The 24,282-nt window shown below is 50.6% G+C and carries 21 protein-coding genes; 15 read left to right on the forward strand and 6 right to left on the reverse strand.

Annotation, left to right across the window (positions count from 1 at the left end):
* The first annotated feature begins 20 nt into the window (after window positions 1–20).
* The 12 genes from MUN34_RS01075 to MUN34_RS01130 are packed head-to-tail and all read left to right on the forward strand — an operon-like array spanning window position 21 to window position 13,851.
* Window positions 21–1,892 carry a polysaccharide biosynthesis protein gene (locus tag MUN34_RS01075; RefSeq protein WP_247856655.1) on the forward strand — a complete coding sequence of 624 codons (1,872 nt, stop codon included), beginning with the start codon at window positions 21–23 and terminating at the stop codon, window positions 1,890–1,892.
* A 12-nt stretch (window positions 1,893–1,904) separates the two neighbouring features.
* Complete coding sequence (locus MUN34_RS01080) at window positions 1,905–3,167, forward strand: oligosaccharide flippase family protein (protein ID WP_247856656.1); 1,263 nt, start codon at window positions 1,905–1,907, stop codon at window positions 3,165–3,167.
* A 14-nt stretch (window positions 3,168–3,181) separates the two neighbouring features.
* Window positions 3,182–4,474, forward strand: a complete 1,293-nt coding sequence (locus MUN34_RS01085) for a hypothetical protein (protein ID WP_026827430.1) — start codon at window positions 3,182–3,184, stop codon at window positions 4,472–4,474.
* Window positions 4,464–5,501 (forward strand): NAD-dependent epimerase, encoded by a 1,038-nt coding sequence (locus tag MUN34_RS01090; protein ID WP_026827431.1) that lies wholly within the window; start codon window positions 4,464–4,466, stop codon window positions 5,499–5,501. The genes MUN34_RS01085 and MUN34_RS01090 overlap by 11 nt, the downstream gene beginning before the upstream one ends.
* A complete protein-coding gene (locus MUN34_RS01095; protein WP_247856657.1) occupies window positions 5,491–6,840 on the forward strand; it encodes a phenylacetate--CoA ligase family protein in 1,350 nt (449 codons plus the stop codon). Before MUN34_RS01090 ends, MUN34_RS01095 begins: the two co-directional genes overlap by 11 nt.
* A 12-nt stretch (window positions 6,841–6,852) precedes the next feature.
* The gene (locus MUN34_RS01100) at window positions 6,853–8,196 is read left to right on the forward strand and encodes a nucleotide sugar dehydrogenase (RefSeq protein WP_034769675.1); all 1,344 of its coding nucleotides are present in this window, start codon (window positions 6,853–6,855) and stop codon (window positions 8,194–8,196) included.
* Entirely contained in the window at window positions 8,184–9,293 is a 1,110-nt protein-coding gene (locus tag MUN34_RS01105; RefSeq protein ID WP_247856658.1) for a glycosyltransferase family 4 protein, read from the forward strand. Before MUN34_RS01100 ends, MUN34_RS01105 begins: the two co-directional genes overlap by 13 nt.
* A gap of 16 nt (window positions 9,294–9,309) precedes the next feature.
* Complete coding sequence (locus MUN34_RS01110) at window positions 9,310–9,930, forward strand: sugar transferase (protein ID WP_247856659.1); 621 nt, start codon at window positions 9,310–9,312, stop codon at window positions 9,928–9,930.
* Window positions 9,911–10,978 carry a lipid II:glycine glycyltransferase FemX gene (locus MUN34_RS01115; protein WP_247856660.1) on the forward strand — a complete coding sequence of 356 codons (1,068 nt, stop codon included), beginning with the start codon at window positions 9,911–9,913 and terminating at the stop codon, window positions 10,976–10,978. Before MUN34_RS01110 ends, MUN34_RS01115 begins: the two co-directional genes overlap by 20 nt.
* Window positions 10,975–12,129 (forward strand): aminotransferase class I/II-fold pyridoxal phosphate-dependent enzyme, encoded by a 1,155-nt coding sequence (locus tag MUN34_RS01120; RefSeq protein ID WP_282104266.1) that lies wholly within the window; start codon window positions 10,975–10,977, stop codon window positions 12,127–12,129. The genes MUN34_RS01115 and MUN34_RS01120 overlap by 4 nt, the downstream gene beginning before the upstream one ends.
* A gap of 23 nt (window positions 12,130–12,152) precedes the next feature.
* Window positions 12,153–12,893, forward strand: coding sequence for a hypothetical protein (locus MUN34_RS01125; RefSeq protein ID WP_247856661.1), 741 nt, complete (start codon window positions 12,153–12,155; stop codon window positions 12,891–12,893).
* A gap of 31 nt (window positions 12,894–12,924) precedes the next feature.
* Window positions 12,925–13,851 carry an LCP family glycopolymer transferase gene (locus tag MUN34_RS01130; RefSeq protein ID WP_247856662.1) on the forward strand — a complete coding sequence of 309 codons (927 nt, stop codon included), beginning with the start codon at window positions 12,925–12,927 and terminating at the stop codon, window positions 13,849–13,851.
* Between the two features lie 270 nt (window positions 13,852–14,121).
* Here the strand turns inward: MUN34_RS01130 and MUN34_RS01135 are convergent, their stop codons facing one another.
* Window positions 14,122–14,733 carry an AmiS/UreI family transporter gene (locus MUN34_RS01135; protein ID WP_247856663.1) on the reverse strand — a complete coding sequence of 204 codons (612 nt, stop codon included), beginning with the start codon at window positions 14,731–14,733 and terminating at the stop codon, window positions 14,122–14,124.
* 152 nt (window positions 14,734–14,885) lie between these two features.
* Complete coding sequence (locus tag MUN34_RS01140) at window positions 14,886–16,139, reverse strand: SH3 domain-containing protein (RefSeq protein ID WP_247856664.1); 1,254 nt, start codon at window positions 16,137–16,139, stop codon at window positions 14,886–14,888.
* Between the two features lie 159 nt (window positions 16,140–16,298).
* Between MUN34_RS01140 and MUN34_RS01145 the strand changes: the two genes are divergently transcribed.
* Window positions 16,299–17,207: a Gfo/Idh/MocA family protein gene (locus MUN34_RS01145; protein WP_026827442.1), complete on the forward strand. Its 909-nt coding sequence runs from the start codon at window positions 16,299–16,301 to the stop codon at window positions 17,205–17,207.
* Between the two features lie 72 nt (window positions 17,208–17,279).
* Here the strand turns inward: MUN34_RS01145 and MUN34_RS01150 are convergent, their stop codons facing one another.
* From MUN34_RS01150 to MUN34_RS01165, 4 genes are all read right to left on the reverse strand, one after another.
* The gene (locus tag MUN34_RS01150) at window positions 17,280–17,486 is read right to left on the reverse strand and encodes a hypothetical protein (RefSeq protein ID WP_247856665.1); all 207 of its coding nucleotides are present in this window, start codon (window positions 17,484–17,486) and stop codon (window positions 17,280–17,282) included.
* A 3-nt stretch (window positions 17,487–17,489) separates the two neighbouring features.
* Window positions 17,490–17,909: a hypothetical protein gene (locus tag MUN34_RS01155; protein WP_247856666.1), complete on the reverse strand. Its 420-nt coding sequence runs from the start codon at window positions 17,907–17,909 to the stop codon at window positions 17,490–17,492.
* Complete coding sequence (locus tag MUN34_RS01160) at window positions 17,906–18,595, reverse strand: zinc ribbon domain-containing protein (RefSeq protein WP_247856667.1); 690 nt, start codon at window positions 18,593–18,595, stop codon at window positions 17,906–17,908. The genes MUN34_RS01155 and MUN34_RS01160 overlap by 4 nt, the downstream gene beginning before the upstream one ends.
* A gap of 199 nt (window positions 18,596–18,794) precedes the next feature.
* Window positions 18,795–22,340: a CDP-glycerol glycerophosphotransferase family protein gene (locus tag MUN34_RS01165; RefSeq protein ID WP_247856668.1), complete on the reverse strand. Its 3,546-nt coding sequence runs from the start codon at window positions 22,338–22,340 to the stop codon at window positions 18,795–18,797.
* Between the two features lie 140 nt (window positions 22,341–22,480).
* On the opposite strand from MUN34_RS01165, the gene MUN34_RS01170 reads away from it, so the two are divergent.
* Together MUN34_RS01170 and MUN34_RS01175 are read left to right on the forward strand one after the other, a co-directional pair.
* A complete protein-coding gene (locus MUN34_RS01170; RefSeq protein WP_247856669.1) occupies window positions 22,481–23,548 on the forward strand; it encodes a glycerate kinase family protein in 1,068 nt (355 codons plus the stop codon).
* A 104-nt stretch (window positions 23,549–23,652) separates the two neighbouring features.
* Window positions 23,653–24,222: a hypothetical protein gene (locus MUN34_RS01175; protein ID WP_247856670.1), complete on the forward strand. Its 570-nt coding sequence runs from the start codon at window positions 23,653–23,655 to the stop codon at window positions 24,220–24,222.
* The last annotated feature ends 60 nt before the right edge of the window (window positions 24,223–24,282 follow it).

Genomic DNA, 24,282 nt, shown 5'->3' on the forward strand with positions numbered 1-24,282 from the left:
TGAGAAAGGAGGAGCCTATCATGCAAGCCCCGCCATTTCAGCAGTATCGCCGGCATATGAAGATTGGTCTACTGCGGCTGATCGATGCCGCGATCATCATCGCGGCGACGGTCGTGACCTTTTACTTCTTTAATCCACTGAACCTTACGGCGAACTTCGAACTGGTGGATGCCGTCGAAGTCGCCTTGATTCAATGGATTGCCTTAACACTCGTCGCCCATTGGATGCGTTTTTATCAAATCATTTGGCGGTATGCCAGCCTTCGTGATTTAGGTGTGTTACTCGTCGTCGTCGTCGCGAGCAGCTTCGTCCTTCTCGGACTCGAATACGCTCTGTTCGACTTTGCGGTCGAACGCGCCGTCTTCCTTCAGACCGGTTTAGTCCTAAACGGGATCTTATTCGTTCGTCTGTTGATTCGCGGTCGGAGCCTCGAGCTGAAACGGGAAAATCGAACACTTGGGAAACGGACGTTGATTATCGGTGCCGGTGCATCGGGACAGATGATCACAAAAGAATTAAAGCAGAAAAAAGCCCATATCCTGAATGTGGTCGGTCTACTGGATGATTTGACGGAACTAAAAGGGATGATGATTCACGGTGTACCGGTCATCGGGACGATTGACCAACTCGAATGTATCATCGAAGAATATAAAATCGAAGCTGTCGTCCTGGCGATTCCGTCCCTTGCCTATCCGGACCGGGTCATCTTACTGAACCGGATCAAACAGACGAAAGTCGAAGCCCATACGTTACCGATGCTCGTTGAACTCGCTTCCGGCAAGGTATCTGTCAACCAGATCCGTGAAGTATCGATTGCTGACCTCCTCGGTCGAGAACCGGTCGAACTCGATATTACGGAAATTGAAAAAAGTGTCAGTCAGGCCACGGTCCTCGTCACCGGTGCCGGTGGATCAATCGGGTCAGAAATTTGCCGGCAACTTGTTAAATTCAAACCAGCCCATCTGATTTTGCTTGGTCATGGCGAGAACAGCATTTATCTGATCCGCCGCGAACTTGAAGCAACCACGGAAGGCATCACGTTACATTCCGTCATCGCGGATGTCCAGGATGCGGACCGGATGATGGATGTGATGCAACGTTTTAAACCGGATCTCGTCTACCATGCGGCAGCTCACAAACATGTGCCGCTGATGGAAGACAATCCGAGTGAAGCGGTCAAAAACAACATTTACGGAACGCGCAACGTCGCCTTGGCAGCGGAAGCCGCCGGTGTCAACCGGTTCGTCATGATCTCGACTGATAAGGCGGTCAACCCGACGAGTGTGATGGGGGCGACGAAACGGATTGCCGAGATGGCCATCCAACAAATCGCCCGTAACAGTGAGACGACGTTCGCGGTCGTCCGGTTCGGCAACGTGTTAGGCAGCCGCGGATCAGTCATTCCGCTCTTTAAGGAACAAATCGCAAACGGTGGTCCGATCACCGTGACGGATCCGGCGATGACCCGGTATTTCATGACGATTCCCGAAGCGAGCCGACTCGTCATCCAAGCCAGTGTCCTCGCTGAGGGCGGTGAGGTGTTTGTCCTCGATATGGGAGAGCCGGTCAACATCACGACACTCGCCCGGAACTTGATTCACTTAAGCGGATTCACGGAAGAACAGATTCCGATCGTCTACAGTGGTATCCGAAAAGGTGAAAAGTTATACGAAGAGTTGCTCGCGACGGAAGAAGTTCATGAAGAACGGGTTTTCGATAAAATCCTCGTCGGTAAGACACGACCGTTCGGATCCATTGATCCTTATTTACGAAATATCGCCCTGACGCTTGATGATGAACAGGCATTGCGGACATATTTACTTGAAGCAACGAATCGGACCGACATGATGCCGGAGACGATTCCACCGGCGATTCGGATCGCCCGGGAATGAGGGGGAGACGAGATGAAATCTGTTCGGCAACTGTCACGATTTAATCTGATTTTCATTGCGGATACGGCCTATTCTCTCCATCAGTGGATGATTTTGACACTGCTGATCAAATGGAGCACACCACTCAATATCGGTTATTTCAATTACGCACTCGCTTTAACGGCACCGATCGTCATGTTTTGTTGGTTAAACGCCAGTACGATCCTGACGGCAGAACGGTCGGGCTTAAAAAACTTCAACCTGTTCATCAAGACCCGCTTTTCCTTATTATCAGCCGGTGTCTTCGTCCTTCTCGGCGTCTATTATTTCTTCGGGGAAGCCGACATCCTCTGGCTGACCTTACTCGTTTATCTGAACAAGTATATGGAATCATTCGCCGATCTCGCTTACGGATTCCTCCAAGGACATATGGCCTTCAAGGAAGTCGCTTTATCAAAGATTTTCCGCAGTCTCGTCAATGTCTCCGGAGCGGCTCTGATTCTCTTTACGACGCATTCGATTCACGGTTTCGTCTTAGCACTCGTCGCCGGAAATCTGATCATGTTAATCCTCTACGATTTACCGACCGTCCGGCGTGTCGGTCATGGATTTGAAAACCAGCAGATGAGTGAACGTTACCAAACGGGACGACAATTGTTCCTCAAGGCAGTCCCGCTCGGTTTCGTCGCCTTGTTGATTGCACTCAACGCCAACATTCCCCGCCTGTTCGTCGGTCATGCGATCGGAACAGAGGAACTCGGCTACTATGCGAGTATCGCGTATCTGCTGGTTCTCGGTAGCTTGTTCATCCATTCGCTCGTCGCCGTCTTACTGCCGAACTTTTCCTCCGACAGCGGGGAACGGCAAAGCTTACCGGAATTACGGAAGCTGACCCGGTCGATGCTGCTCATGACCAATGCGGTCGGCATCCTGCTGATCATCGGCTCGATCTTCTTCGGCAAGTGGGGCCTGACGATTTTCTACAATGCCTCGTTCGTCCAGTACCATACGATTTTCGTCTTGATGATGGTCGCATCCCTTTTCTTTTATAATTCGACCGTCATTCAAGCCTTGTTGACCGGGTTTCAACAGTTCCGGGTTCAGACAATTGCCATCTTCGGCAGTGTCATCGTCAACATCGTCGCCTGCAGCATCTTGATTCCAATGTACGGATTATATGGGGCGACGACAGCATACGGTCTCTGTGCCGTCACGCAAATCGGGCTGTTGATCCCGGCGCTCTACCGTTCCCTGTATCCGCGGAAACTGACACTTTCAATTGAACAAAGCAGCTAAAGGAGGGAAAAAGCATGCGGCCGATTCTGATTGTCGTCATTTTGGAAGCCCTACTCAGTCAATTGGTCCGACCGCTCTTTTTAACTTCTGAAGGTTATGTCGCGACCGTCCTTGCCATCAATTCCGTCCTGCTGATGGTTTATCTGTTGAAGCAGGCCGAGACGACCCCGTTGTTCCTGATTTTCGTGACAGCCTTTCTGATCCGTCTGACATTGATGTTAGTGGATTTGGAGTTGTTTCGGCTCCCGCCGCACAGCGGGGATGATACAGAAGCGTTCCATCTGGAAGGATTGCTGATTTATACCGACCCGACGATGTTCAACGAAGTCGTCCGGGGGAGTTACTCCAAATTTCTAGGAATCTTTTATCTTGCGTTTGGTCCGGAACGAATGCTCGCCCAGTATTTCAACGTCATTCTCGGCGTCGTCTCGGTTGTCATTTTATCGAAAACACTGTTGCTCCTGAAACTGCCGATGCACTACATCCTGATTGCGACCGGTGTGTTTGCCTTCTTTCCTCAAGGACTGTTACTTTCACCGATTCTCCTGCGGGATCAGCTGGTCGCACTCGGCATCGTCTATACACTCTACTACATGGTGCGCTGGACAATCGATAAGTCGGCAGCCAGCCTGACGTTTGCGTATCTCGGTTACTTCATCAGCACGATGTTCCACTCAGGACTCGCGATCGGGATTCTTGTCCTCCTCGTCTACTTCTCCTTTTATAATCACGAGACGAAACGGATGGATTTTGAAGCTTCGAAAGTACAGCGGTTGCTTGTTCAAGTCGTCATCGTCGGTTTCATCGTCTACAGTTTCCAGGACGTCCTGTTCGCGAAATTCACCCACGTCTCTGAAAACGGACAGCTGTTCAGCGGGATGAGTTATGACCGCGGCGGATCGGCGTATTTGAACGGACTGACGGTGACCGGACCGTCTGACATGGTTCTGTACGCACCACTCCGGATGATTTACTTCTTGTTTTCACCGTTCCCGTGGCAATGGTCCAGTGTGATGAACATCGCAATTTTCTTCGCCGATGCGGCCTTTTATCTCCTGTTATTCGGTCTGACACTGATGCACCTGAAGTATTTGAAACAACATCCGTTCGGCAGTGTACTGCTGTTCATGCTGATTCTGTTCATCGTCAACGCCGTCATCTTTGGTCTTGGGACAGGGAATGTCGGAACAGCGATTCGCCACCGGTATAAACTGTTTCCGATGCTGCTGATCGCGTATACATCGATCCACTATATCCGCTATCAAGTGCTCCACCACTTCGAGGAGGTTGAGAAACGTGCAGAATAAGACGATTTTAATTACCGGGATTGCAGGATTCATTGGATTTCATGCGGCACGTCGCTTTATAGCGGAAGGGTACCGGGTCATCGGTCTCGATGAAGTCAACGATTATTATGATCCGACGTTGAAAGAAGCCCGCTTGGCCGAACTGGGGCCTAACCGGTATACGTTTTACCGGGTGTCGCTCGAAGATACGGTGGCGGTCAATCAAATCTTTGAGACGGAACAGATTGACCTGGTGCTCCATTTAGCGGCTCAAGCCGGTGTCCGGTACAGCATCGATCGTCCGGACGTCTACATCACATCGAACATTGTCGGATTCTTGTCGATCCTCGAGGCCTGCAGGCACTATCCGGTCGAACAATTGATTTACGCTTCTTCCAGTTCCGTCTACGGATCGAATACGAAGATGCCCTTCGCGACGACGGATGCAGTCGATCATCCGCTCAGCCTCTACGCCGCATCGAAAAAAGCAAACGAGCTGATGGCACACACCTACAGCAGTCTTTACGGAATCAAGACGACCGGGCTTCGGTTCTTCAGCGTCTACGGACCGTGGGGACGGCCGGATATGGCCTTGTTCAAATTCACGGAAGCCATCGCGAAGGGACAACCGATTGATCTTTACAACTACGGGGAGATGGGACGGGACTTCACGTACGTCGATGACATCATCGAAAGCATTTACCGGCTAATGCAGACGGAACCAGCCGCTGATCCGCTGTTCGATAAAGCAGCGCCGCTACCGGATCGAAGCTTCGTGCCGTACCGCGTCTTTAACATCGGCAGTCACAGCCCGATCCGGCTAAACGAATTTGTCGCCTTGATTGAAGAGCGACTTGGTAAAAAAGCAATCAAACATGAAATGCCACTTCAAGCAGGGGATGTTCCAGAGAGTTTTGCAGATGTTGAATCCTTATTCGAGACGATTGGTTACCGGCCGCAAACAACGATCGAAGCAGGTGTCCATGCATTCATCGACTGGTATGAACAGCATTACCGGCTGAAGGAGGAAGTCCAGGATGGCGCTTAAAGAAGAAATTTACTACAAGTCCCCGATATTTATTCAGAATATTTTGACATCCATGTACGGAAAAAAGCTGATGCAGGAACGATATGGTTCGGGATATGAGAGAAAGCTCCAAGAACTACGTGTCAAAGACCGGACAGTGGACTACCGGACTGAACAGCTCGAGCGGTTGAATACGTTTCTCCTATTCACCCAGGCGCACACGCCGTATTATCGGAAACTGTTTCAGGAGCACGACATCCGTCTTCCTTTCACGTCGCTCGAACAGTTACAGACAATCCCGATTCTTGAAAAAGAAACGTTACGGCAGCAAAACGAAGCATTCATGTCAGAAGTCGACGCTCCGGTTCGCGGGCGGACAGGCGGGACGAGCGGGAAATCGCTCCAAGTCGCCTTCATGCGGGAAGACGTCCAGGAACGAATGGCGCATCTCGACTATTTTAAAGAGTTACACGGCTTTCATGGCGGAATGCGGCGCGCCAGTTTCACCGGACGAACGTTGACGGCAATCGATCAAAAAAAGCCGATCTTTTGGCGGATGAACCGACCGCTCAATCAATTGTTGTTATCGATCTTTCATATGAAGGAAGAAAACTTTCCGGCCTACATCGAAGAGCTGAACCGGTTCCGACCGGTGGCACTCGACGGAACACCGACCGCAATGCTTGAAATCGCTTTGTATCTTTTAAAGCATAAGTTACGTCTCAACTTTTCACTGGTTGCGATTTTCCCGACATCGGAAACGGTGACGCCGGAGATGCGACGGGTGCTCGAAGAAGCATTTCGAGCTCCGGTCTTTGATCAGTACGGTTCGTCGGAAGGTGCCCCCATCATCTCGGAATGCCGGGAGCATAAACTTCATCTGCATCATGAAACGGGCATCATCGAACCGTACGGAGATCGGGGAGAAGTCGTCGTCACATGTTTTACGACCCGCGGGACACCGCTCGTCCGGTACCGGATCGGTGACCGGATGACACTCGGACAAGATGCCTGCACCTGTGGACTGAACGGTCCGGTCATCGAGTCGATTGACGGTCGCGGGACAAGTTATATCGTCAGTGAAAAACGCGGCAAGGTCTTCGAAGGCGATATCACGACGATTGCCCGGGAACTGCCGAACTCGGTCTTGCGCCTGCAGGTCGAACAACATGCATTGAATCATGTGACGCTCCGTTACATTCCCGACGAGCAACGGTTCGTACCGAAACATGAAAAAATCCTCTTGCGGGAGATGCAGAAACTTCTCGGATCCTCGATGCACGTCACGCTCGAGCCGGTCCAGCAGATGAAACAGGAGCCGAATGGAAAAACACTGATCGTCAAACAGTCGATGAAATAGGAGGAATCCATCATGAACAAGGCAGTCAAACACATCGTAGATACGACAGCAGCCGAAACACGATCACTCCCCATCGCCAACCGTTCGATTGCCGTCGTCGGCCTCGGATATGTCGGTCTTCCCGTCGCCGTCGCCTTTGGTGAAAAAACGGAAGTCATCGGCTTTGACATCAAGGAACAGCGGGTCGCAGAACTGAAAGACGGAATCGATGCGACCCTTGAACTCAGTCCGTTCGTCCTCAAAAATGCGGACGTCGAATACGTAACCGACGCAGCGGCACTCGGAGCAAGCGACTTCATCATCATCGCTGTTCCGACACCGATCAATGCGCAAAATCAGCCGGATTTGACGCCGCTCCTCCGTGCGTCGCAACTCGTCGGACGCCAGTTGAACAAAGGGGATATCGTCGTCTACGAGTCGACGGTCTACCCGGGAGCGACGGAGGAAGATTGTATCCCGGTCCTCGAAGAAGCATCGGGTCTGCAGGCCGGGGTCGACTTCTTCGTCGGCTACTCGCCGGAACGGATCAATCCCGGCGATCATGAGCATACGTTCAAGACGATCAAAAAAATCGTTTCGGCCCAAAACGAAGAAACACTCGATATCGTCGCTGAAGTCTATGAAGCGGTCGTCGAAGCCGGCGTCCACCGGGCCTCATCGATCAAAGTCGCGGAAGCCGCAAAAATCATCGAGAATACGCAACGCGACTTGAACATCGCGCTGATGAACGAACTGGCCATCATCTTCGACCGGATGAACATCGATACGCTTGAGGTCCTCGAGGCCGCCGGAACGAAGTGGAACTTCTTACCGTTCCGTCCGGGACTCGTCGGTGGTCATTGCATCGGTGTCGACCCGTTCTACTTGACGATGAAGGCAGAATCACTCGGTTATCATCCGGAAGTCATCCTCGCCGGACGGCGGATCAACGACACGATGGGACGGTTCATCGCCACGTCGCTCGTCAAGAATCTGATTAAACAAAACATGCCGGTTCTTGGTGCACGAGTGACGGTGCTTGGTCTGTCATTCAAGGAAAACGTCAGCGATATCCGGAACTCGAAAGTTGCGAACCTCGTCAAGGAAATCGAAGAGTTCGGAATTGAAGTCCAGGTGACGGATCGTCTCGTTGAAAAAGGGGACGCGAAACGCGAGTATGGCATCGATTTAGTCGATTTAGCAGACTTAAAACCAGCCGATGTCGTCATCTTCGCCGTCTCGCATGAAGAGTACGTCGAAGGCAACTGGCTGCTTGCGCAACACCTGCTCAAAGTCGGTCGCGGCATCGTCATCGATATCAAAGGGATGCTGACACCGTCAGAAAAACCGGAAGGGGTGCATTTATGGCGACTTTAAAAATCCTTCAGGTCTGCGCCCTCGATACGACGGCCGAGACGATGTTGCAACCGTTGCTGTTAGCCTTGCAAAATGCCGGACACGAAGTCGGGATTGCCTGTGCCGACACCGGGGCGGCATCGAAACTCGCTGCGCAAGGATTTACGATGCATGACATTCCGATCGAACGAAAAATCGACTGGACGAGTAACTGGAAGACGATTCGCTCGATCGTTCAGATTTTAAAAGACGAACAGTATGACGCCGTGCACGTACACACGCCGGTCGCGGCGGCCCTTGGCCGGGTCGCGGCGAAGCGGGCGGGCACGAAACACATCGTCTATACGGCACACGGTTTTTATTTTCACGAAAAGATGGGACGCGTCACGTACCAGCTGACGTATTCCGTTGAGAAATGGCTGGCACGGTTCGCGACGGATTATCTGTTGCTCCAAAGTCAGGAAGACTACGAACTGGCGAACCGGAAACGATTTAAAAATACGACCCGTCTGATGCATCTCGGGAACGGGATCGACTTGACCCGGTTCTATCCCCGGCCTCGCCAAACGACCGGACCGTTCACATTTTTATTCATCGGCCGGATTGTTGAAGAGAAAGGGATTCTCGAACTGCTGACCGCTTTCGAGCAGGTCGTCTCGGTCCAACCGGACGTCCGGCTGATGATTGCCGGTGAGATGATGGAAAGCGAACGCGATCAGACGACGAAGCATACGTTCAGGAAACGGATCCGGGAAATCCCGAACATCGATTATCTCGGTTTCGTCGAAGATGTACCGGAACTGTTGCATCAAGTCGATGCGTTCGTATTACCATCGCATCGCGAAGGTGTTCCCCGTTCGATCATCGAAGCGATGGCGACGGCGAAACCGGTCATTGCGACGAACATCCGGGGCTGTCGGGAAGAAGTGGTCGACGGAAAAACCGGTTACCTGGTCGAGGTGCAGGATGAAACACAACTGGCCCGACGGATGCTCGATCTTGTCGAACAGCCGGATGTCGCGTCAGAGATGGGCCGGGCCGGCTTCGAACGGGCGATGAAACACTTTAACGAAGCAGATGTCATCAAGCGGCAACTCAATCTCTTTTCAAGTTTATGAGAAGGAGGACGTTATCATGAAACGGACATTCGATTTCACTGTCAGTCTACTCGCCATCATCGTCCTGTTGCCGGTCTACGCCTTCGTCGCCTTATTCATCTATACGAAGCTCGGACGACCACTCTTCTTTAATCAAGTCCGTCCGGGGTATAAAGGTGAACTGTTCAAGATTTATAAGTTCCGGACGATGTCGAACGAAACCGATGCGGACGGCAAGCTGTTACCGGACGCCGACCGGATTCCAAAATCGGTCGAATGGATCCGGCGCTTGAGTCTCGATGAAATTCCGCAGTTCTTTAACATTCTGCGGGGACAGATGAGTTTCGTCGGACCACGTCCACTGCTCGTCAGCTATTTGAATCATTACTCAAAAGAACAGATGACACGGCACGACGTCCTGCCGGGCTTGACCGGATGGGCGCAAATCCATGGACGGAACGCGACGACCTGGCAGGAACGGTTGGAACAGGATCAATGGTATGCAGCAAACCATACGTTCCGACTCGACTTATATATTCTTTGGAAGACCGTCAGGATTGTCATTTCTTCAGAAGGGAATTCGACGGATCATCAAACGGGGATGGGGGAGTTCAAGGGACTCGATGGAGGTGTCCATCATGATGTCGCTAAGCAATGAACGATTGATTCACGATCCCCGGGAATGGAATGCTCTCGTCGTCCGGTATGGACTCGATTGTTATTATGAATACGCTTACTTTGAACTCGCGGCAGAACCGGAGGCGGTACCGGAGATGTACATTCATCCTTCGGAGTTCGGCATCCTGATTTATCCGTACTTGAAGCGAAAAATAACCGGAACCTCTTTTCAAGACCTGACGACTCCGTATGGATATGGCGGACCGGTCTTCGTCGGACGCTGGTCAAGTGATCAAGTCGAGGACATCCGCCGCCACTTTCTCGATTATTGTCATGCAGAACGGATTGTCAGCGAAACGATTCGGTTTCATCCCCTTCTTGAAAATGATGAGCTTGGACGGATCTGGTGTGAAACGACGAAAGTTTTGCAACCGACGGTGACGGTCGATTTGACTGATCCGCTTGAGACGATTGAAAGTCGCTTCTCTTCGATGACGCGTCGTAATATCAAAAAAGCGATTCGGGAAGACGTCACGGTAAGGGTAGCCGGACAAGACGAGTATGACAGTTTCATCCGGCTCTACCGGCTGACGATGGACAAACACCAGGCAGATGCCCGTTATTACTTCACCGATCACTACTTTCGCCAGTTTCAGGATGGGCAGCTCCCGGCCGAGTTATTGGTCGCTGAGCGGGACGGGATCATCATCGCCGGCTGTATCGTCTTGTACGGTCAACAGTTTGCGCACTATCATCTCGGTGCATCTGATCCGGCGGAACTAGGTGCCCGTCCGAATCATCTTCTGTTCGCTGAAATGATTCGTCGTGCCAAGGCACTCGGAAAAACAGCCCTTCATCTCGGGGGCGGGACGACGCGGAACGAGGACGACAGCCTGCTCGCCTACAAACGTTCCTTCAGCCATCGCCAGACATCGTTTACGCTCGGAACATCGGTGCTCCATCCTTTACTGTACCGCCAGTTATCCGAACAGCACCTCGCACACAACGTCCCGTCGTCGCAGGACTGGTTTCCGGCATACCGGACACCTGTCCGTCAACTGTCACCAAGGGGGGAGCAGTCATCATGAAACACATCCCGTTATCGATCCCGCATCTCAGTGGTCAGGAAATACGTTATGTTACGGAAGCTTTGGAAACGAACTGGGTCGCGCCGCTCGGACCAAACGTCGAAGCATTCGAGGCGGCAATGAAAGCATATAGCGGTGCAGCAGCAACACTTGCAACGAGCAGCGGGACCGCAGCCATTCATTTAGCCTTGGCGACGCTCGGCGTCACGGCAGGGGATGATGTCTTTTGTCAGTCCTTGACTTTTATCGCCTCGACGAACCCGATCCGCTATGTCGGCGCCCGACCGGTCCTGATCGATTCCGAACCGGAGACGTGGAACATGTCACCGGTCGCCTTGCGCCGGGCGATGATTCAAGCTGCGACACGGGGACGATTGCCGAAAGCCGTCATCGTCGTCCATCTGTACGGGGTCGTCGCGAAAATCGAGGAAATCGCCGCCATCTGTGAGGAGTATGATGTGCCGTTGATCGAGGATGCGGCAGAATCGCTCGGATCAACCGTCAACGGTCGGATGACAGGCACGTTCGGTACGTTTGGCATCTATTCGTTTAACGGCAACAAAATCATCACGACGTCGGGTGGCGGCATGTTGGTCTCGAATGACATCAGCTTGATTGAACGGGCCTTTTACCTTGCGACACAAGCGCGTCAGCCCGTCTTACATTATGAGCATACGGAAGTCGGCTTTAATTACCGGATGAGTAATGTCTCCGCCGGCATCGGGCGCGGACAGCTGGAAGTCATCGAAGACCGGGTCGAGGCACGGCGGACAATCTTTAATCGATACGTCCGGGCATTCGAGACGGTCGATGCTTCGCATTATCAACAGGAAATCGAAGGAAGCCGCGCAAACCGCTGGCTGACAGCACTGACGTTACCGGGTGGCATGGAACAACGGGACATGTTGATTCAACAGTTGCAGCAAAAAAACATCGAGGCGCGTCCGGCCTGGAAACCGATGCATCTGCAACCCGTCTACCGGGATGTACCTTATGTCACGGCGAATGAAGAAGATGTCAGCCGTCGTCTGTTCGAGGAAGGGATTTGTTTACCGTCCGCTTCGCAAATGAGCTTTACGGATCAGGCACTCGTCATTCGTTTTGTTCGCCAAGGACTCGTTGAAGATGTTCGACGAAATGTTCAGTTATGAATGTGTGGGAGGGAGACATCGTGATGAGCGATTTGGAGGAAGCGATTGAAGCACTCCGTCTCGCTGCGAACGGGAAAAATGAACTGACGGCAAATACCTACTTTCGCTGGCAACTGAATACCCAGTATCCAAGCGTCGCGGAAATCCTGATTTTATTCGGATCATGGCAAATCGCTCTCGAACGGGCCGGTATCGGTCATGTCCGGGTAGCCTTCACCAAGTCGGATATCATCGAGGCCTTACGAGCCGCGAAGGAGGAACTGGAACCCTTCACGAGTGCGACGTATCGTGAATGGGCTCAGCAACATCAGGCGCCGAGCTTGACCGATATCGTCCATCAATTCAACTCGTGGCAGCAGGCATTATCGGAAGCGGAAATCTTAAAAGAACGGGTGCAGGAGATGGAGCGCCGGATTATCGAATCGTTACTTGAAGCACAAGAGACGTTATCCGTCTTGACGAGCCAGACCTACACGAAATGGGCAGTCGGAAAAAACCGGCCGACGGTGGCCACGATTGCAAGACGGTACGGATCGTGGAGCAATGCCCTGGAAATCATCGGGATTGAACAACCGCGTAAACGTTGGACGGAAGAGGAAGTGTTACGTATTTTACGGGAAGCGGCAGCTGAATTGGATGGCTTGACGATTGCACATTATCAACGATTCAGTGCAGGACGGGATACGCCGAGTATTGGTGTCATCACTGCCTTATTCGGCAGTTGGAGCAATGCGGTGATGATTGTCTCCGACCAGCAATCGTAAATCGACTTGATCCGAAGGAGAAGGGGAAATCATGATGAAAAAATGGACGTGGCTGATCGTAACAATGGTTGGTATCGGGTTGCTCGTTTTTTTCGGATCAGGTGGGTACATCCAGCAGGCAGATCATCAGACGAGTAAGCAGGCGGAAGTTCCGGATCAGACACATGTCGAGGCGACGACATCGTCTCAACCGGAAAAAGCCTCGAAGAGCAAACCGGCTAATCAACAAAAGGCGTTGTCGTTCTTATTGCTGGGTGTCGATCAACGTGGGAGTGAGGCCGGACGGAGTGATACGATCATCGTCGTGACGGTCAATCCGACAACCGGCGAAAGCAAGATGCTTAGCATCCCGCGGGATTTGAAGACGGAAATCATCGGCGTCGGTTCCAACGATAAAATCAATCATGCCTATGCCTTCGGAGGTCCGGAAATGGCACGGGATACGGTCGAGCATCTACTCGATCTGCGAATCGACTACTTTGCTGAAATCAATCTCAAAGGGTTCACCGATCTAGTCGATGCCGTTGACGGAGTGACGGTTGAAAATGATATTAATTTTTCTTACTATGAGATGCAGTTCCCGAAAGGTCCAGTTTCACTGAACGGGAAGGAAGCTCTCGCCTATGCCCGGATGCGTCACGATGATCCGCGGGGTGACTTTGGACGACAGATTCGGCAACGGCAAGTCGTTCAGGCCGTCGCGGATAAACTGACGGCTGATTTTTCCTTGACGCGTTTTAATGATGTCTTGACGGCACTCGGTAAAAATGTCAAAACGGATATTCCGTTCCCTGTCGTCCGGAAGCTTGCGACCGATTACCGGGACAGTCTGAAACAGGTCGAGACGTTGTCGCTTGAAGGAAGCGGCGGCATTGAATCGGATCACATCTATTACTGGCATCCGACAGCCGCTTCTCTGAAACAGGTCCAGACTGAGTTGCAAAAGGAACTGAAGTGATATTTTAGCTACTGAAAAGGAGCTGACGCAAAAAGGAATCACTCTTTCTTTCACGCACTTTCCTCAGGCGAGACACAAGCCAGTTCTCCTGCCTCATTCAGGCAGGAAAGCGGGTCTTGTTTGTCTCTGACAGCGCAAAAATGTGCTTCTTCCTGTAGGAGTTGCGTGTAGCGAGTGATTCTTTTTTTACGAGATAAGGGCGGCAGATTAAAATCCGCCGCCCTTTTTCATATTCATGCCCGACGTTGAAACCAGGATGGATTGTTGTCTTTAGTTTTTCGAACGGACAACCGTGCGGACAGGCAGGAACTTAACAGCCGCATAGATGAAATACAAGACCGTCATGATGGCGGCTGCACTCCAGATAAGCTGGTAGTTGGCACCGGTCGTCCCGAACCGGAGTCCGACGAGGGCCGGAACAATCAACGTCAGCCAACTGAGCACGATGGCGACACGTGCCGTCAAAGCATCAAGACTTATATTTAATCCCATCCCGAGGAAAAACAATCCCCAAAGGATGACCCAGAATAACCAGGTCGCACCACCGATGATATCACCGGTGCTGAAGTTGACTCCCGCATAAAACAGCGCGGAGATGGCGACGAACAGGGAGAACCAACCGACGCCGCTACCATCAAGACCGAATAAAAAGGTGATGCCGACATACAGGTACGTAAACGCAAATAAATAGATGCTCGCATAGCCGAACGTCAATGCCGGATCTCCGGCTGCCCCGATGACGAGCCAAGTCGCGATGAACGTCTGAAGTAACCCGGTTAACAGACTGAAGACACCCGCACTCTTCAAGTCGACTTTACCAAACAGCGACAGACTATTTAAAAAGAGGGCGACGCCTCCGAATAACAAACTTACATTTCCCACGTGAATTCCTCCATTAAGACGTCAGACGTCTGATTGTTATATCCACCATATGATGAATTCGCTTCCATTGCAAGTGAAATTTTTAAGGTGAAATCAACAAAAAAAGACTCTTGATTCCACTTTCCGAAGAAAGCGAATCCGAGAGTCTGTTCTTAACGATTGAGGACGGAGCGTAACGTCGTTTCCGTTTGTGGAAGGGTCCCTTTTAACGTGACCAGACCGTAACGTGTTGAACCTTTTTTGATGAAGAAGACCCGTGTATAAGCAGATTCCGGAGTGTAACCGGTTTTGCTTGCATAGACACGTGTGTCGCCCGGAAGTGATGTATTCGTGTGATACCACGTCAACGTCCGCGCATAAGGTCCTTTGACGGCCGTCTGATAGGACTTGCGTCCACTGACTGTCATCAAATAACTGTACTTGGCGTATGTGTTAGCAAGCTTCTGCATATCCGCGGCGGTCGTATAGTGGCTTGGGTGATAGAAGCCGTGCGGATTCATGAAATGACTGGCCGACATGCCGATGCGGCTCGCACGGCTGTTCATGAGGGAGACGAAATTTCCTTCCGAGCCGGCTGTCCGGACTGCGATTGCTTTCGCGGCATCATTGCCGGAGCGGATCAACATACCGTTTAACAGTTGGCGCATCGTGACTTTATCACCTGAACGGAAACCGGCGGTGCTGCTGCCGGAAGGGACAGATAACATCGAATATGTCAGTGTAAACGTCTGATCGAGTGTTCCTTTTTGTGCAGCAGCGTCGTAGGCGACGATTGCCGTGAGTAACTTCGTCGTACTGGCCGGATAACGGCGGGCAAAACTTTCTTTCGTCAGTTCATAAGCGGATGAACCGAGTTTGAAGTAACGCATCGAGGCGACCGGATAACTGCCGCCCGTTGGAGCCGGGGAACTCGTCGTCAGTTTTTTGGCGACTTGATTCGAGACATAATAGTAGTTCGTTTTCCCTTTGACCTTGTACCAGCCACTCGAATAGGAAACAGCGTTGAACTTTGATTTGTATGTAGCATGCCGTTTGATATTTTTAGAGGAGGCCGTACTTGGTGACGTGCGGACGTTTGCGCCTGCCGTCGAGTAAACGATGATCTTATATGTCTTGACGGAACTGGATCCGACTTTTTTGGCGACCTGATTCGACAGATAACGGTAGGCGCCTCCATCTTTAATCTTGTACCAACCGTTCGAATAAGACACAGCGGTAAACGTAGCTTTATACGGGGCACGACGGGTAATGGTTGCAGATGAGCTCGTACTTGGCTTCGACCGGATGTTCGCCCCAATCGTCGACGTGACGATGACTTGGTAGCTCGCTGCTTGAGCAGGTAAGGCCGGGAGACATAAGGTAAGAAGCAGGACGAGTGTCAAACCAATCCTGAATAATGATTTCATAAAAAAACTCATTCCCTCCTTTTGCAAAATATGTTCTTATCATAAAACAAAAAAAGGAAATTATCTTCTTTTTCAAAAAAATACTTTCACTACACGAACGGCATGAAACAGGCTAACATAGGGAATGAGAGCAAAAGACGTGTTCAAGGAGGAAATCAGATGAAGATTGCAATAATTGGTTTAGGGGATATCGCCCAAAAGGCGTATTTACCAGTCTATGCGGAGCGGACAGACTTAGAAGTCTATCTCGTTTCGACGGATCAAGAAAAAGCAGAACGCTTGCGGAATGCCTATCGCTTTGCTGGAACATTATCTTCACTTGAAGACGTGATTAAAGAGGGGATTCAAGTCGCGATGATCCATTCGGCGACGAAAGTCCATGCTGAACAAGCGAAACAGCTTCTTGCAGCCGGCGTCCATCTCTACATTGATAAACCGGTCTCGCTCGAAGTCGAGGAAGTTCGGGCCTTAACAGAACAGGCGGAAGAACAAGGCCTGCATTTCATCACGGGCTTCAATCGCCGTTTCGCGTCAGCACATCGGACTTTACTTGAAGTCGAAGAACCGAACCTGATCGTCATGCAAAAAAACCGGACATCTTTCATCGAGGATGCGAAGACATTCATCTTTGATGATTTCGTCCACGTCGCGGATACACTCCGTTTTCTGACGGGGCGAGGCGAAATCGAACAGTTGCAGGTCCGCGGCAAAAAAGTCGACGGATTGTTGCATCACGTGACGATTCAATTCGAATCGAACGGCATCACTGCGATCGGCATCATGAACCGAAACAATGGCGTGACGGAAGAACGCGTCGAAGTGATGGGTCCGAACGAAAAACGGATTGCGACAGATGTGACGTCGGTGGAACGACTGACAAAAGCCGGCACGTTACGTCTTCCGCTCGATAACTGGGAGCCGACACTAAAACGCCGCGGATTCGTCGAGATGGTCGATGCTTTCATCGAGACCGTCCATGGAAATCCTTCGGCGTCCGTCACGGGGAAAGACAGCCTGGCGACGCATGAGTTGTGCGCAGAAATCGTTAAACGATTAGACACGTTGTAAATCTTTGATACATCCAAAAAAACGACCGTTTTCTCTTCAATGATTGAGAGGGAACGGTCGTTTTTTTGGACATTAATCAGCTTTTTTTAATTGATAGATTCGTTTGCCACCCGGACCTTCGAAGGTTAAGGTCAGACCCGCACGGCTGAAAACATAACTGACAAGCCCTTCGGAGAAAGAGAGGCGGGCCGATAAATCCGGTTCGAAGCGGACGGTCTCCGTATCACTCCGGAGCGCATCGGTCGTTCCGAACTGCTGATACTGAACCGTCGCCAGCAACGTCTACGGTTTACCGAACGACACCTTGAGTTGACCCGTGGCCGGGAAGGGTTTTTCCTCCTGACCATCATCGAGAATACTGCGCTCGATTTGGTAAGTACCCGTTGCTTGTGTTAAGCGGTCCATCATCGCTTCGGCACTTAGCTGAATCGACTTGGCACGCAAGCGAACCGGATTATCTTGTGTCAATGGTAACTGTTCAATCATTCGGGCAGTAATAATGGTGTCATCAAAACGATAACTCGCAAATTGTGTTTCCAGGCGAACCATCAACCGAGCTGCATCATCCATCGGGGCCTGACGGATTGATTGGTCGACGGCTTTCGTGTATTGTCCCAAATCCAGTTCGTCCTGGATACGTGACGGTTCCTGGGCACATCCCATCAGCAGACTACATAAAAGAAGCAGGGAAACCATTCTCATACGTGCACCTCCGTCCGGATGATGTGCGTGATTTGCAGGTGATCCGTATGTAACCGAACGTTGTAGCGGACATCATACGTGACGAGTTGTTGATCGGCAGGGAGCTGATAGGTTTCGACCGTCCTCACCTGATAGGAATCTCCTTTTGAGACGAACCGCTTAAAATCAACCGTTTGGAGACGCGGCGGAATCGGACTGTCGGAAGCCGCATGAATCTTCCCTAACGCATCGACTTCTGATTGGAAGGCATCCAAGGTCGCAAACTGGATGGCAGAGAACGTTTCCAGTGTATCTGTCGCTTTTGAATAATTAGCCGTTTCCGGAACCGTTTGTGTATATTGACGGACAAATTTCAAGATATCGTAAGAGGCCGGAGGGTTTTCCGACGAATAGGTTTGATTATAGGCGGATGTTTCATCGGACCAATCCGACAGGGGTAAGGCCTGGACCGGCGCAACCAGTGTCGTGTGGGTCGAGTCGGTTTGCGTCAAGGCATACCACGTTCCGATGGCTCCAATCGTAATCGCGAAAACGATAATGAAAGATAAGACATAACGGCTCGAATTGACGGGGGTCACAGGTAGTTCCTCATCGAATTGCCGTTTTTTGAGGACAGGATGTTTGCAGTAGGAACATGCTGTCGCTTCAGTTTCTAATGGTGTTCCGCAAAGTGAACAACGTTCCATGAATCATCCCTCCTGAGTAAAATGACATACTATTTTTTGTGGCAGATAATATTTTTGAAATTCTAATTTAGAATAACATTAATTGGAAATCAAATCAAAACGTGATTGGCTGGAGCCAGTGGTTGTTCGGCTGAACAGAAAAAAAGATCCTCTCCACGGGTGTGGAAAGAATCCTTGTTCATGTGAAATAAACACGTTTTTAGACGGAATAACTGCTGTCTGGTTGCTCGGTTAACTCGAGTGTGTCTTTCGCAAAATAGCTGTCGACGACACGTGAAGCCGCCAAGCCATCTTCCATCGCACAATAGGCTTCCCGGAAGGCGTCGAGTCGTGACTGGTAGTCGTTCGTCAATTGCGGAATGTTGGCCAAGGCCTCAATAAAGGCATCTTCAGTCTCGAGAATCGGTCCCGGTAAGTCCTTGTAGTAGTCAAGATAGAAACCGCGTAATGTATCGCGGTATAAATCAAGATCGTAGGCATAAAAGAACATCGGGCGGTTCATGTTCGCAAAATCAAAGAAAACAGACGAATAGTCGGTAATCAATAAATCCGTGATCAAGTAGAGTTCCTGAATATCCGGATAACTCGTGACATCGATGAAACGTTCCCGGTGTTCAGCAGGAATCCGCGGTTTCTTCGTCACAAGGACATGTGTCCGGATCAAGAAGACATATTCATCACCGAGCGCTTCCGCGACACGGTCGAAATCAAACGGATAGTCAAAGAAGAACTTTCCGTTGCCGAGCGACTGATGATCGCGGAAAGTCGGCGCATACAAAATAACTTTCTTATCATCCGACAATTGGAGTTTCGTCCGGATCGACTCGATGGTTTTCGGTTGATTGTTCGAGAAGAACAAGTCATTGCGCGGATAACCGGATTCAAAAATCGGTCCTTCGTATCGGAAGGCACTTTTGAAAATCGTCGAGGCATAAGCACTCGGAGACAACAGGACGCTCCACTGCTTGATCGAGTTCGTGACCCGGTCGATGTACCCTTCGTCCCGTCCATGAATCTCGTCCAGGTCGAACAGCATCTTCTTGAGCGGTGTCCCGTGCCAGGTCTGAATGTAGGTCGTCTCTTTCCGGCGTGTGAAGTAATGCGGGAAGTTTTGGTTGTTGACCCAGAACTTCGCCGTCGCCAGGTAATAGAAGTACGCCGGTGACAGACGTTTGATGACTTTGGCGTTCGGATCCCCGAGATAGAGGCGCTTATGGTAAACCCAGACGACCTTATAATCGAGATTACGTCGTTTTAATTCTTCATAGATATAGCGCGGACTGTCAGAATACTGTTTGCCGAGTCCACTTTCAAACACAACGAGTTTCGGGTCGACCGGTAACCGTTGCATTAAACGATAGGCCAGTTTCATTGATGGGAAGTAGAACCGGCTCCGACGATAGAGACGGAAAAGAATATTGGCGGCTTCCGCCGTCTGGATTTGTTCGATCCAATTCCGTTCCTTCTTAAAATCGATGATTGTTTGAAGAATTTTTTCCGAATACGAGGACTCGACCGGTTGCAAAAAGGCAGCGGCACGGGTTTGATATTCCGGCGCCATCGCGAACGACCGAGCAGCCGTCGCGTCGAGATCATTAAACAACTCATCGAGTGTCGATGAGATCGGTCCCGGTAGTTCCTGTGCCAGATCCAGATAAGAACCCTTTGGTCCGATGAAGCGGACCGGGTCAAACTGGAAGTAGTGAACCGGACGATTCAAGAAACTGAAGTCGAACGCGACACTTGAATAATCGGTCACAAGGAGCAGACTTTCCTTCATCAATCCCTGTACGTCCCGTTCACCCTGATGGATGACCGTGATCGGTAAGTCCTCGAAGTGACTCGTATATTGTTGCATGTTCGGATGCAGACAAAAAACGATTTCGAGCTGGTGTTCGGCCGCAAATTGGTGTAAGCGTTCACTCGTCAGCAACGTTTGATACTGGCGGTAATATTCCGATTCAAAGAATTGGAGCGGCGTCTGTAACCAAGAACGCCACGTCGGGATGATCAACATTTGTCGTTTGACTTCGACGTCTTTGGCAAGCAAAGCATCGAAGCGGGACAGACCGGTAATCCGGACTTCCCGTTCCGGATACCCCATGTCCTGAGTCACAAGACGTTTTTCCCGTTCTGAACTGACGAGGAACAAATCTGTATCGAACGCCGGTGCGAACTTGCCGTACTGGTCGTCCATGTTTTTCGTTCCGAGGACACCGTGCTGGATAAAGACGCGATCAGCCTTCATCTTCCGTTTGAACGCTTCCGAGCGAAGCGGATAAAGATATTCAGCATGATGTGTCCCGATGACTTTTTTTGCCATGAGTGAATGATAAATATGTTCCTTTGATTTAAACGGCAACGCATGTCCCAACTGTTCAACCTGAGGATATTCGTTGGACTCAGGATCAATCACGTAATAGACAGGACGGTCGGGATACGTCTCGCGCATGTATTTAAAGAAATGATAACCGTTGTCTTGTGCTTTATAAGGACGTTCGCCGACGAGCCATGTATTCTTTTCGGCAAACAGGCGATAGAGCGGAGCAAACTTCATCATATGATTCAAATAGGCATAGTTGTCATTCGTGAATTCCGTCATTTCAAATGACAGATTCCGATGTCCGACCGTAAAGTACGGGATGATATGCATTGTCGTCGCGTCTCCTTGACCCCGTGTTTCGGGTGTCAATTGACGGGTGATGTAACGTGCCCGACCAAGACGAAGTAACGTCGGGACAGAACGATGGTAATAGTCAAGAGCGACGAAAGCATCATAAATGCCTTCTTGTAAGGCTTTGTGTTCACGGTGCAGACGTGTCCAATCGATGACTGTCCGGTACGTATACCGGTAGAGACCGAATTTTTCGGCACTCCGGGCATTGTCGTATACCCAGTCAATCGGGACCGGAATTTGCTCACCCGTCTCGCGGTGTACGAGTTGTAACGTTCCTTTTCGGATAAAAGCATGCCGGGTAAAGATTTTCCCTTTGATTTCCGTTTGATCGGCGATTGGAGAATCAATCGCATCAATTTGCATCTTCGGTTTAACCTTTGGTTCCTTATTTAACAAGAGGCGAAGATTACCTTTTAAATCCGTGTACAGATGGGCAACATGTTGGAAGTCCGCATCAAGTAGTGGTTTTAAAGGCACGGCAATCCGGGTTTCCGAGAACCGTCCGAGAATGATTTCCCGCGTGAAACGATCCGCTGTCAGTGTAGCGCGACTCGGTAAGCCGTTTGTTTCCCATTTTTCGAGCGTCTCGGGTTTGAAATCAGCAACGTTTTTTGAGAATTTGAGCCAAAGCGAGAAGCGTCCGGAAGGGAGTTCTGTTTCCTCTTCAGTCGTATCGTCAGCAGCATCTGTCTCTAAGTTCACCAGCATGTCGTCAGCGATCTCCGGAAGTGGCGGCTGTTCTTGTTCGGTCAGTTCCTGATTTTCAAGGACACGATCGACGAGGGCAGGAAGTATGTCGTGCGTCAACGAAAAGGAAAACTGATGTCCTCCTGAACTGTGCGTATTAGGTAATGTAATGACCTCGTTCAAAAGACGGTCGCGAACGAGTAAGGCTTCGACCGTCACTGTAGTATCAGAAAGCTCTCCTGAAAAGGTCTGTTCCTGGAATGTCGAATCCAGTTGTAGGAATTGTTTGAACTTAGGGCGTGATGAACTGTTTTTTTTCGGTGTTGGCAAAATCGTTTTTCCGAATCGTGCCATCCGTAATAATGTCTTTGAAAGACTCACGGGATAGAACCTCCTCATAAAAAATCGTCTGTTTTCAACGGGAAAACAAACAAAACGTGTCGTGTGCATGACAATTATCATATCATATTTTACTTTTTTTAGATGGTCAAAAAAAAGACAAGTCACAGGAGGCAATCAAGATGCATCATTTTATCGGTATCGACAGCTTCAAAGGCTGTCTCGGTTCGGCGGATGCAGCGCGTGCCATCAAGACTGGAATCTTACACGCCGATCCTGACGCGACAATTGATTGGAGTCCTGTCGCGGACGGTGGAGAGGGGACGATTGACGTGTTATCCGCCAATGGATTTGAAAAAATCATTACTCCGACAATCGATTTAGCCGGTCGTCCGATTGAAGTATCCTATGCTCAAAAAGACCGGATTGCGGTGGTCGAAGTGGCGATGATTTGCGGGCTGCACTTGAAACGTCCGGAGGATGATGCGTTTTCGTTACATACACGGGGTGTCGGGCGTCTCGTCCGACACGTGTTGGCGACTGATGCATCTGATATCTTTCTTGCCCTGGGCGGTACGGCGACGACCGATGGCGGACTTGGTTTTTTGGCGGAACTGGGGGCTGACTTGTTGACGCAAACAGGCAGACCGATTTCGTGGCAAACGAATCCGTTGATGGAAACAAAGCAACTTCGTCTGCCGAAAACAGGCATGTCCTTACATGTCTTAGCAGATGTCACAGCTTCATATGCCGGTGAACAAGGAGCTGCATGTGTCTTTGGACCTCAAAAAGGATTGAACGCATCCGAAATTGCTGTACTCGATGGACGGTTAACAGAGATTGGACGCCGGCTTCAAATCGAACACATCAAAGGGGCGGGGGCTGCCGGAGGACTTGGTGGAGCGGCATACGCGCTCGGTGCTTCGATCGAATCGGGAGCATCGTTCATCCTAAGGATGATTCATGCGAAGGAACGAATCGAACGGGCAGATTATGTCTGGACGGGGGAAGGGCGGGTGGACCGACAAACCGCGATGGGAAAGCTTCCTTCACAAGTCAGTGCATTAGCTGATCGTGCGGGTATTCCTTGTATCTTACTGGCAGGAGAAGTCACGGAACGGCTGGAACAGGCGTGGATCTGCGAAGCGATTCATGATCCGGATGAAGTGAAGACACTCGATCCGTTCGTCACGAAACAGCGGCTGGCGCGACGGGCAGAGCAAATCGTCCGACGTTTAAACCCGAAATGACTTTTCTAATTTAGGGAAATGGTTGACTGGAAAAGGAATGAAGCGACAGCGCTTAGGGTAAAAGAAACTATATTACTCTATCAATTGGAAGGCAGGTCACCATCATGATCAATCAGTCGATTCAACTGTCATTTCGACAAGTCCGGGCACTCGTCGAACATACATTATTGTTATTCAAGGAGCTCGATCAACAACTCGCCAATCGGGGTTACGAACCGATTTTACCGGACGTCGTCCAAACGGAACACGGTATCAGCATTCATCAGACGAAAGACAGCGCGGAGTCGCTTGTTCCGCATTTTTTGACTCGGTCTTACACACGTCAAAATGAGAAAGTCTCGAATCATGCGCTGATTGTTTCCGTTCAATACACACATCCGCTCCACGAACGATTTGATCCAGTCGTCCTGGTCGGAGACGTCATGTTCAAAAACCCGAAACAGACGACAAAACTGTTGCTCGATAAACCATGGTTGCTAAAGTATGCCGCCTTCGAATCCACGGCTGCCGGATTATTTGAACCGACCGGAAAACGTTTCCGGACCCAGCCGATCGAAGAAATCGAATCGCTCGATGTATGGGGGCATCCGTTTACAGACATGCGGGATGTCGAGGATGTGAAAGTGTTGGCGGAAGAAATGATCAAAGGGCATTTGGATCCGGGGACACCGTGAGTTGTTTTGTATCAGCAAAAAGAAATAGAAAGAAAACAGGGGGACGGATGTTAAATCCGC

The sequence above is a fragment of the Exiguobacterium sp. 17-1 genome, assembly GCF_023096305.1.
In the GTDB taxonomy this organism is placed as follows: domain Bacteria; phylum Bacillota; class Bacilli; order Exiguobacteriales; family Exiguobacteriaceae; genus Exiguobacterium_A; species Exiguobacterium_A sibiricum_A.

Bases quoted from the DNA above. Each gene is read 5' to 3' on its own strand.
- MUN34_RS01075 (WP_247856655.1), top strand. From the start codon at position 21: ATGCAAGCCCCGCCATTTCAGCAGTATCGCCGGCATATGAAGATTGGT.
- MUN34_RS01080 (WP_247856656.1), top strand. From the start codon at position 1,905: ATGAAATCTGTTCGGCAACTGTCACGATTTAATCTGATTTTCATTGCG.
- MUN34_RS01085 (WP_026827430.1), top strand. From the start codon at position 3,182: ATGCGGCCGATTCTGATTGTCGTCATTTTGGAAGCCCTACTCAGTCAA.
- MUN34_RS01095 (WP_247856657.1), top strand. From the start codon at position 5,491: ATGGCGCTTAAAGAAGAAATTTACTACAAGTCCCCGATATTTATTCAG.
- MUN34_RS01100 (WP_034769675.1), top strand. From the start codon at position 6,853: ATGAACAAGGCAGTCAAACACATCGTAGATACGACAGCAGCCGAAACA.
- MUN34_RS01105 (WP_247856658.1), top strand. From the start codon at position 8,184: ATGGCGACTTTAAAAATCCTTCAGGTCTGCGCCCTCGATACGACGGCC.
- MUN34_RS01110 (WP_247856659.1), top strand. From the start codon at position 9,310: ATGAAACGGACATTCGATTTCACTGTCAGTCTACTCGCCATCATCGTC.
- MUN34_RS01115 (WP_247856660.1), top strand. From the start codon at position 9,911: ATGATGTCGCTAAGCAATGAACGATTGATTCACGATCCCCGGGAATGG.
- MUN34_RS01120 (WP_282104266.1), top strand. From the start codon at position 10,975: ATGAAACACATCCCGTTATCGATCCCGCATCTCAGTGGTCAGGAAATA.
- MUN34_RS01125 (WP_247856661.1), top strand. From the start codon at position 12,153: ATGAGCGATTTGGAGGAAGCGATTGAAGCACTCCGTCTCGCTGCGAAC.
- MUN34_RS01130 (WP_247856662.1), top strand. From the start codon at position 12,925: ATGATGAAAAAATGGACGTGGCTGATCGTAACAATGGTTGGTATCGGG.
- MUN34_RS01140 (WP_247856664.1), bottom strand. From the start codon at position 16,139: ATGAAATCATTATTCAGGATTGGTTTGACACTCGTCCTGCTTCTTACC.
- MUN34_RS01145 (WP_026827442.1), top strand. From the start codon at position 16,299: ATGAAGATTGCAATAATTGGTTTAGGGGATATCGCCCAAAAGGCGTAT.
- MUN34_RS01155 (WP_247856666.1), bottom strand. From the start codon at position 17,909: ATGAGAATGGTTTCCCTGCTTCTTTTATGTAGTCTGCTGATGGGATGT.
- MUN34_RS01160 (WP_247856667.1), bottom strand. From the start codon at position 18,595: ATGGAACGTTGTTCACTTTGCGGAACACCATTAGAAACTGAAGCGACA.
- MUN34_RS01170 (WP_247856669.1), top strand. From the start codon at position 22,481: ATGCATCATTTTATCGGTATCGACAGCTTCAAAGGCTGTCTCGGTTCG.
- MUN34_RS01175 (WP_247856670.1), top strand. From the start codon at position 23,653: ATGATCAATCAGTCGATTCAACTGTCATTTCGACAAGTCCGGGCACTC.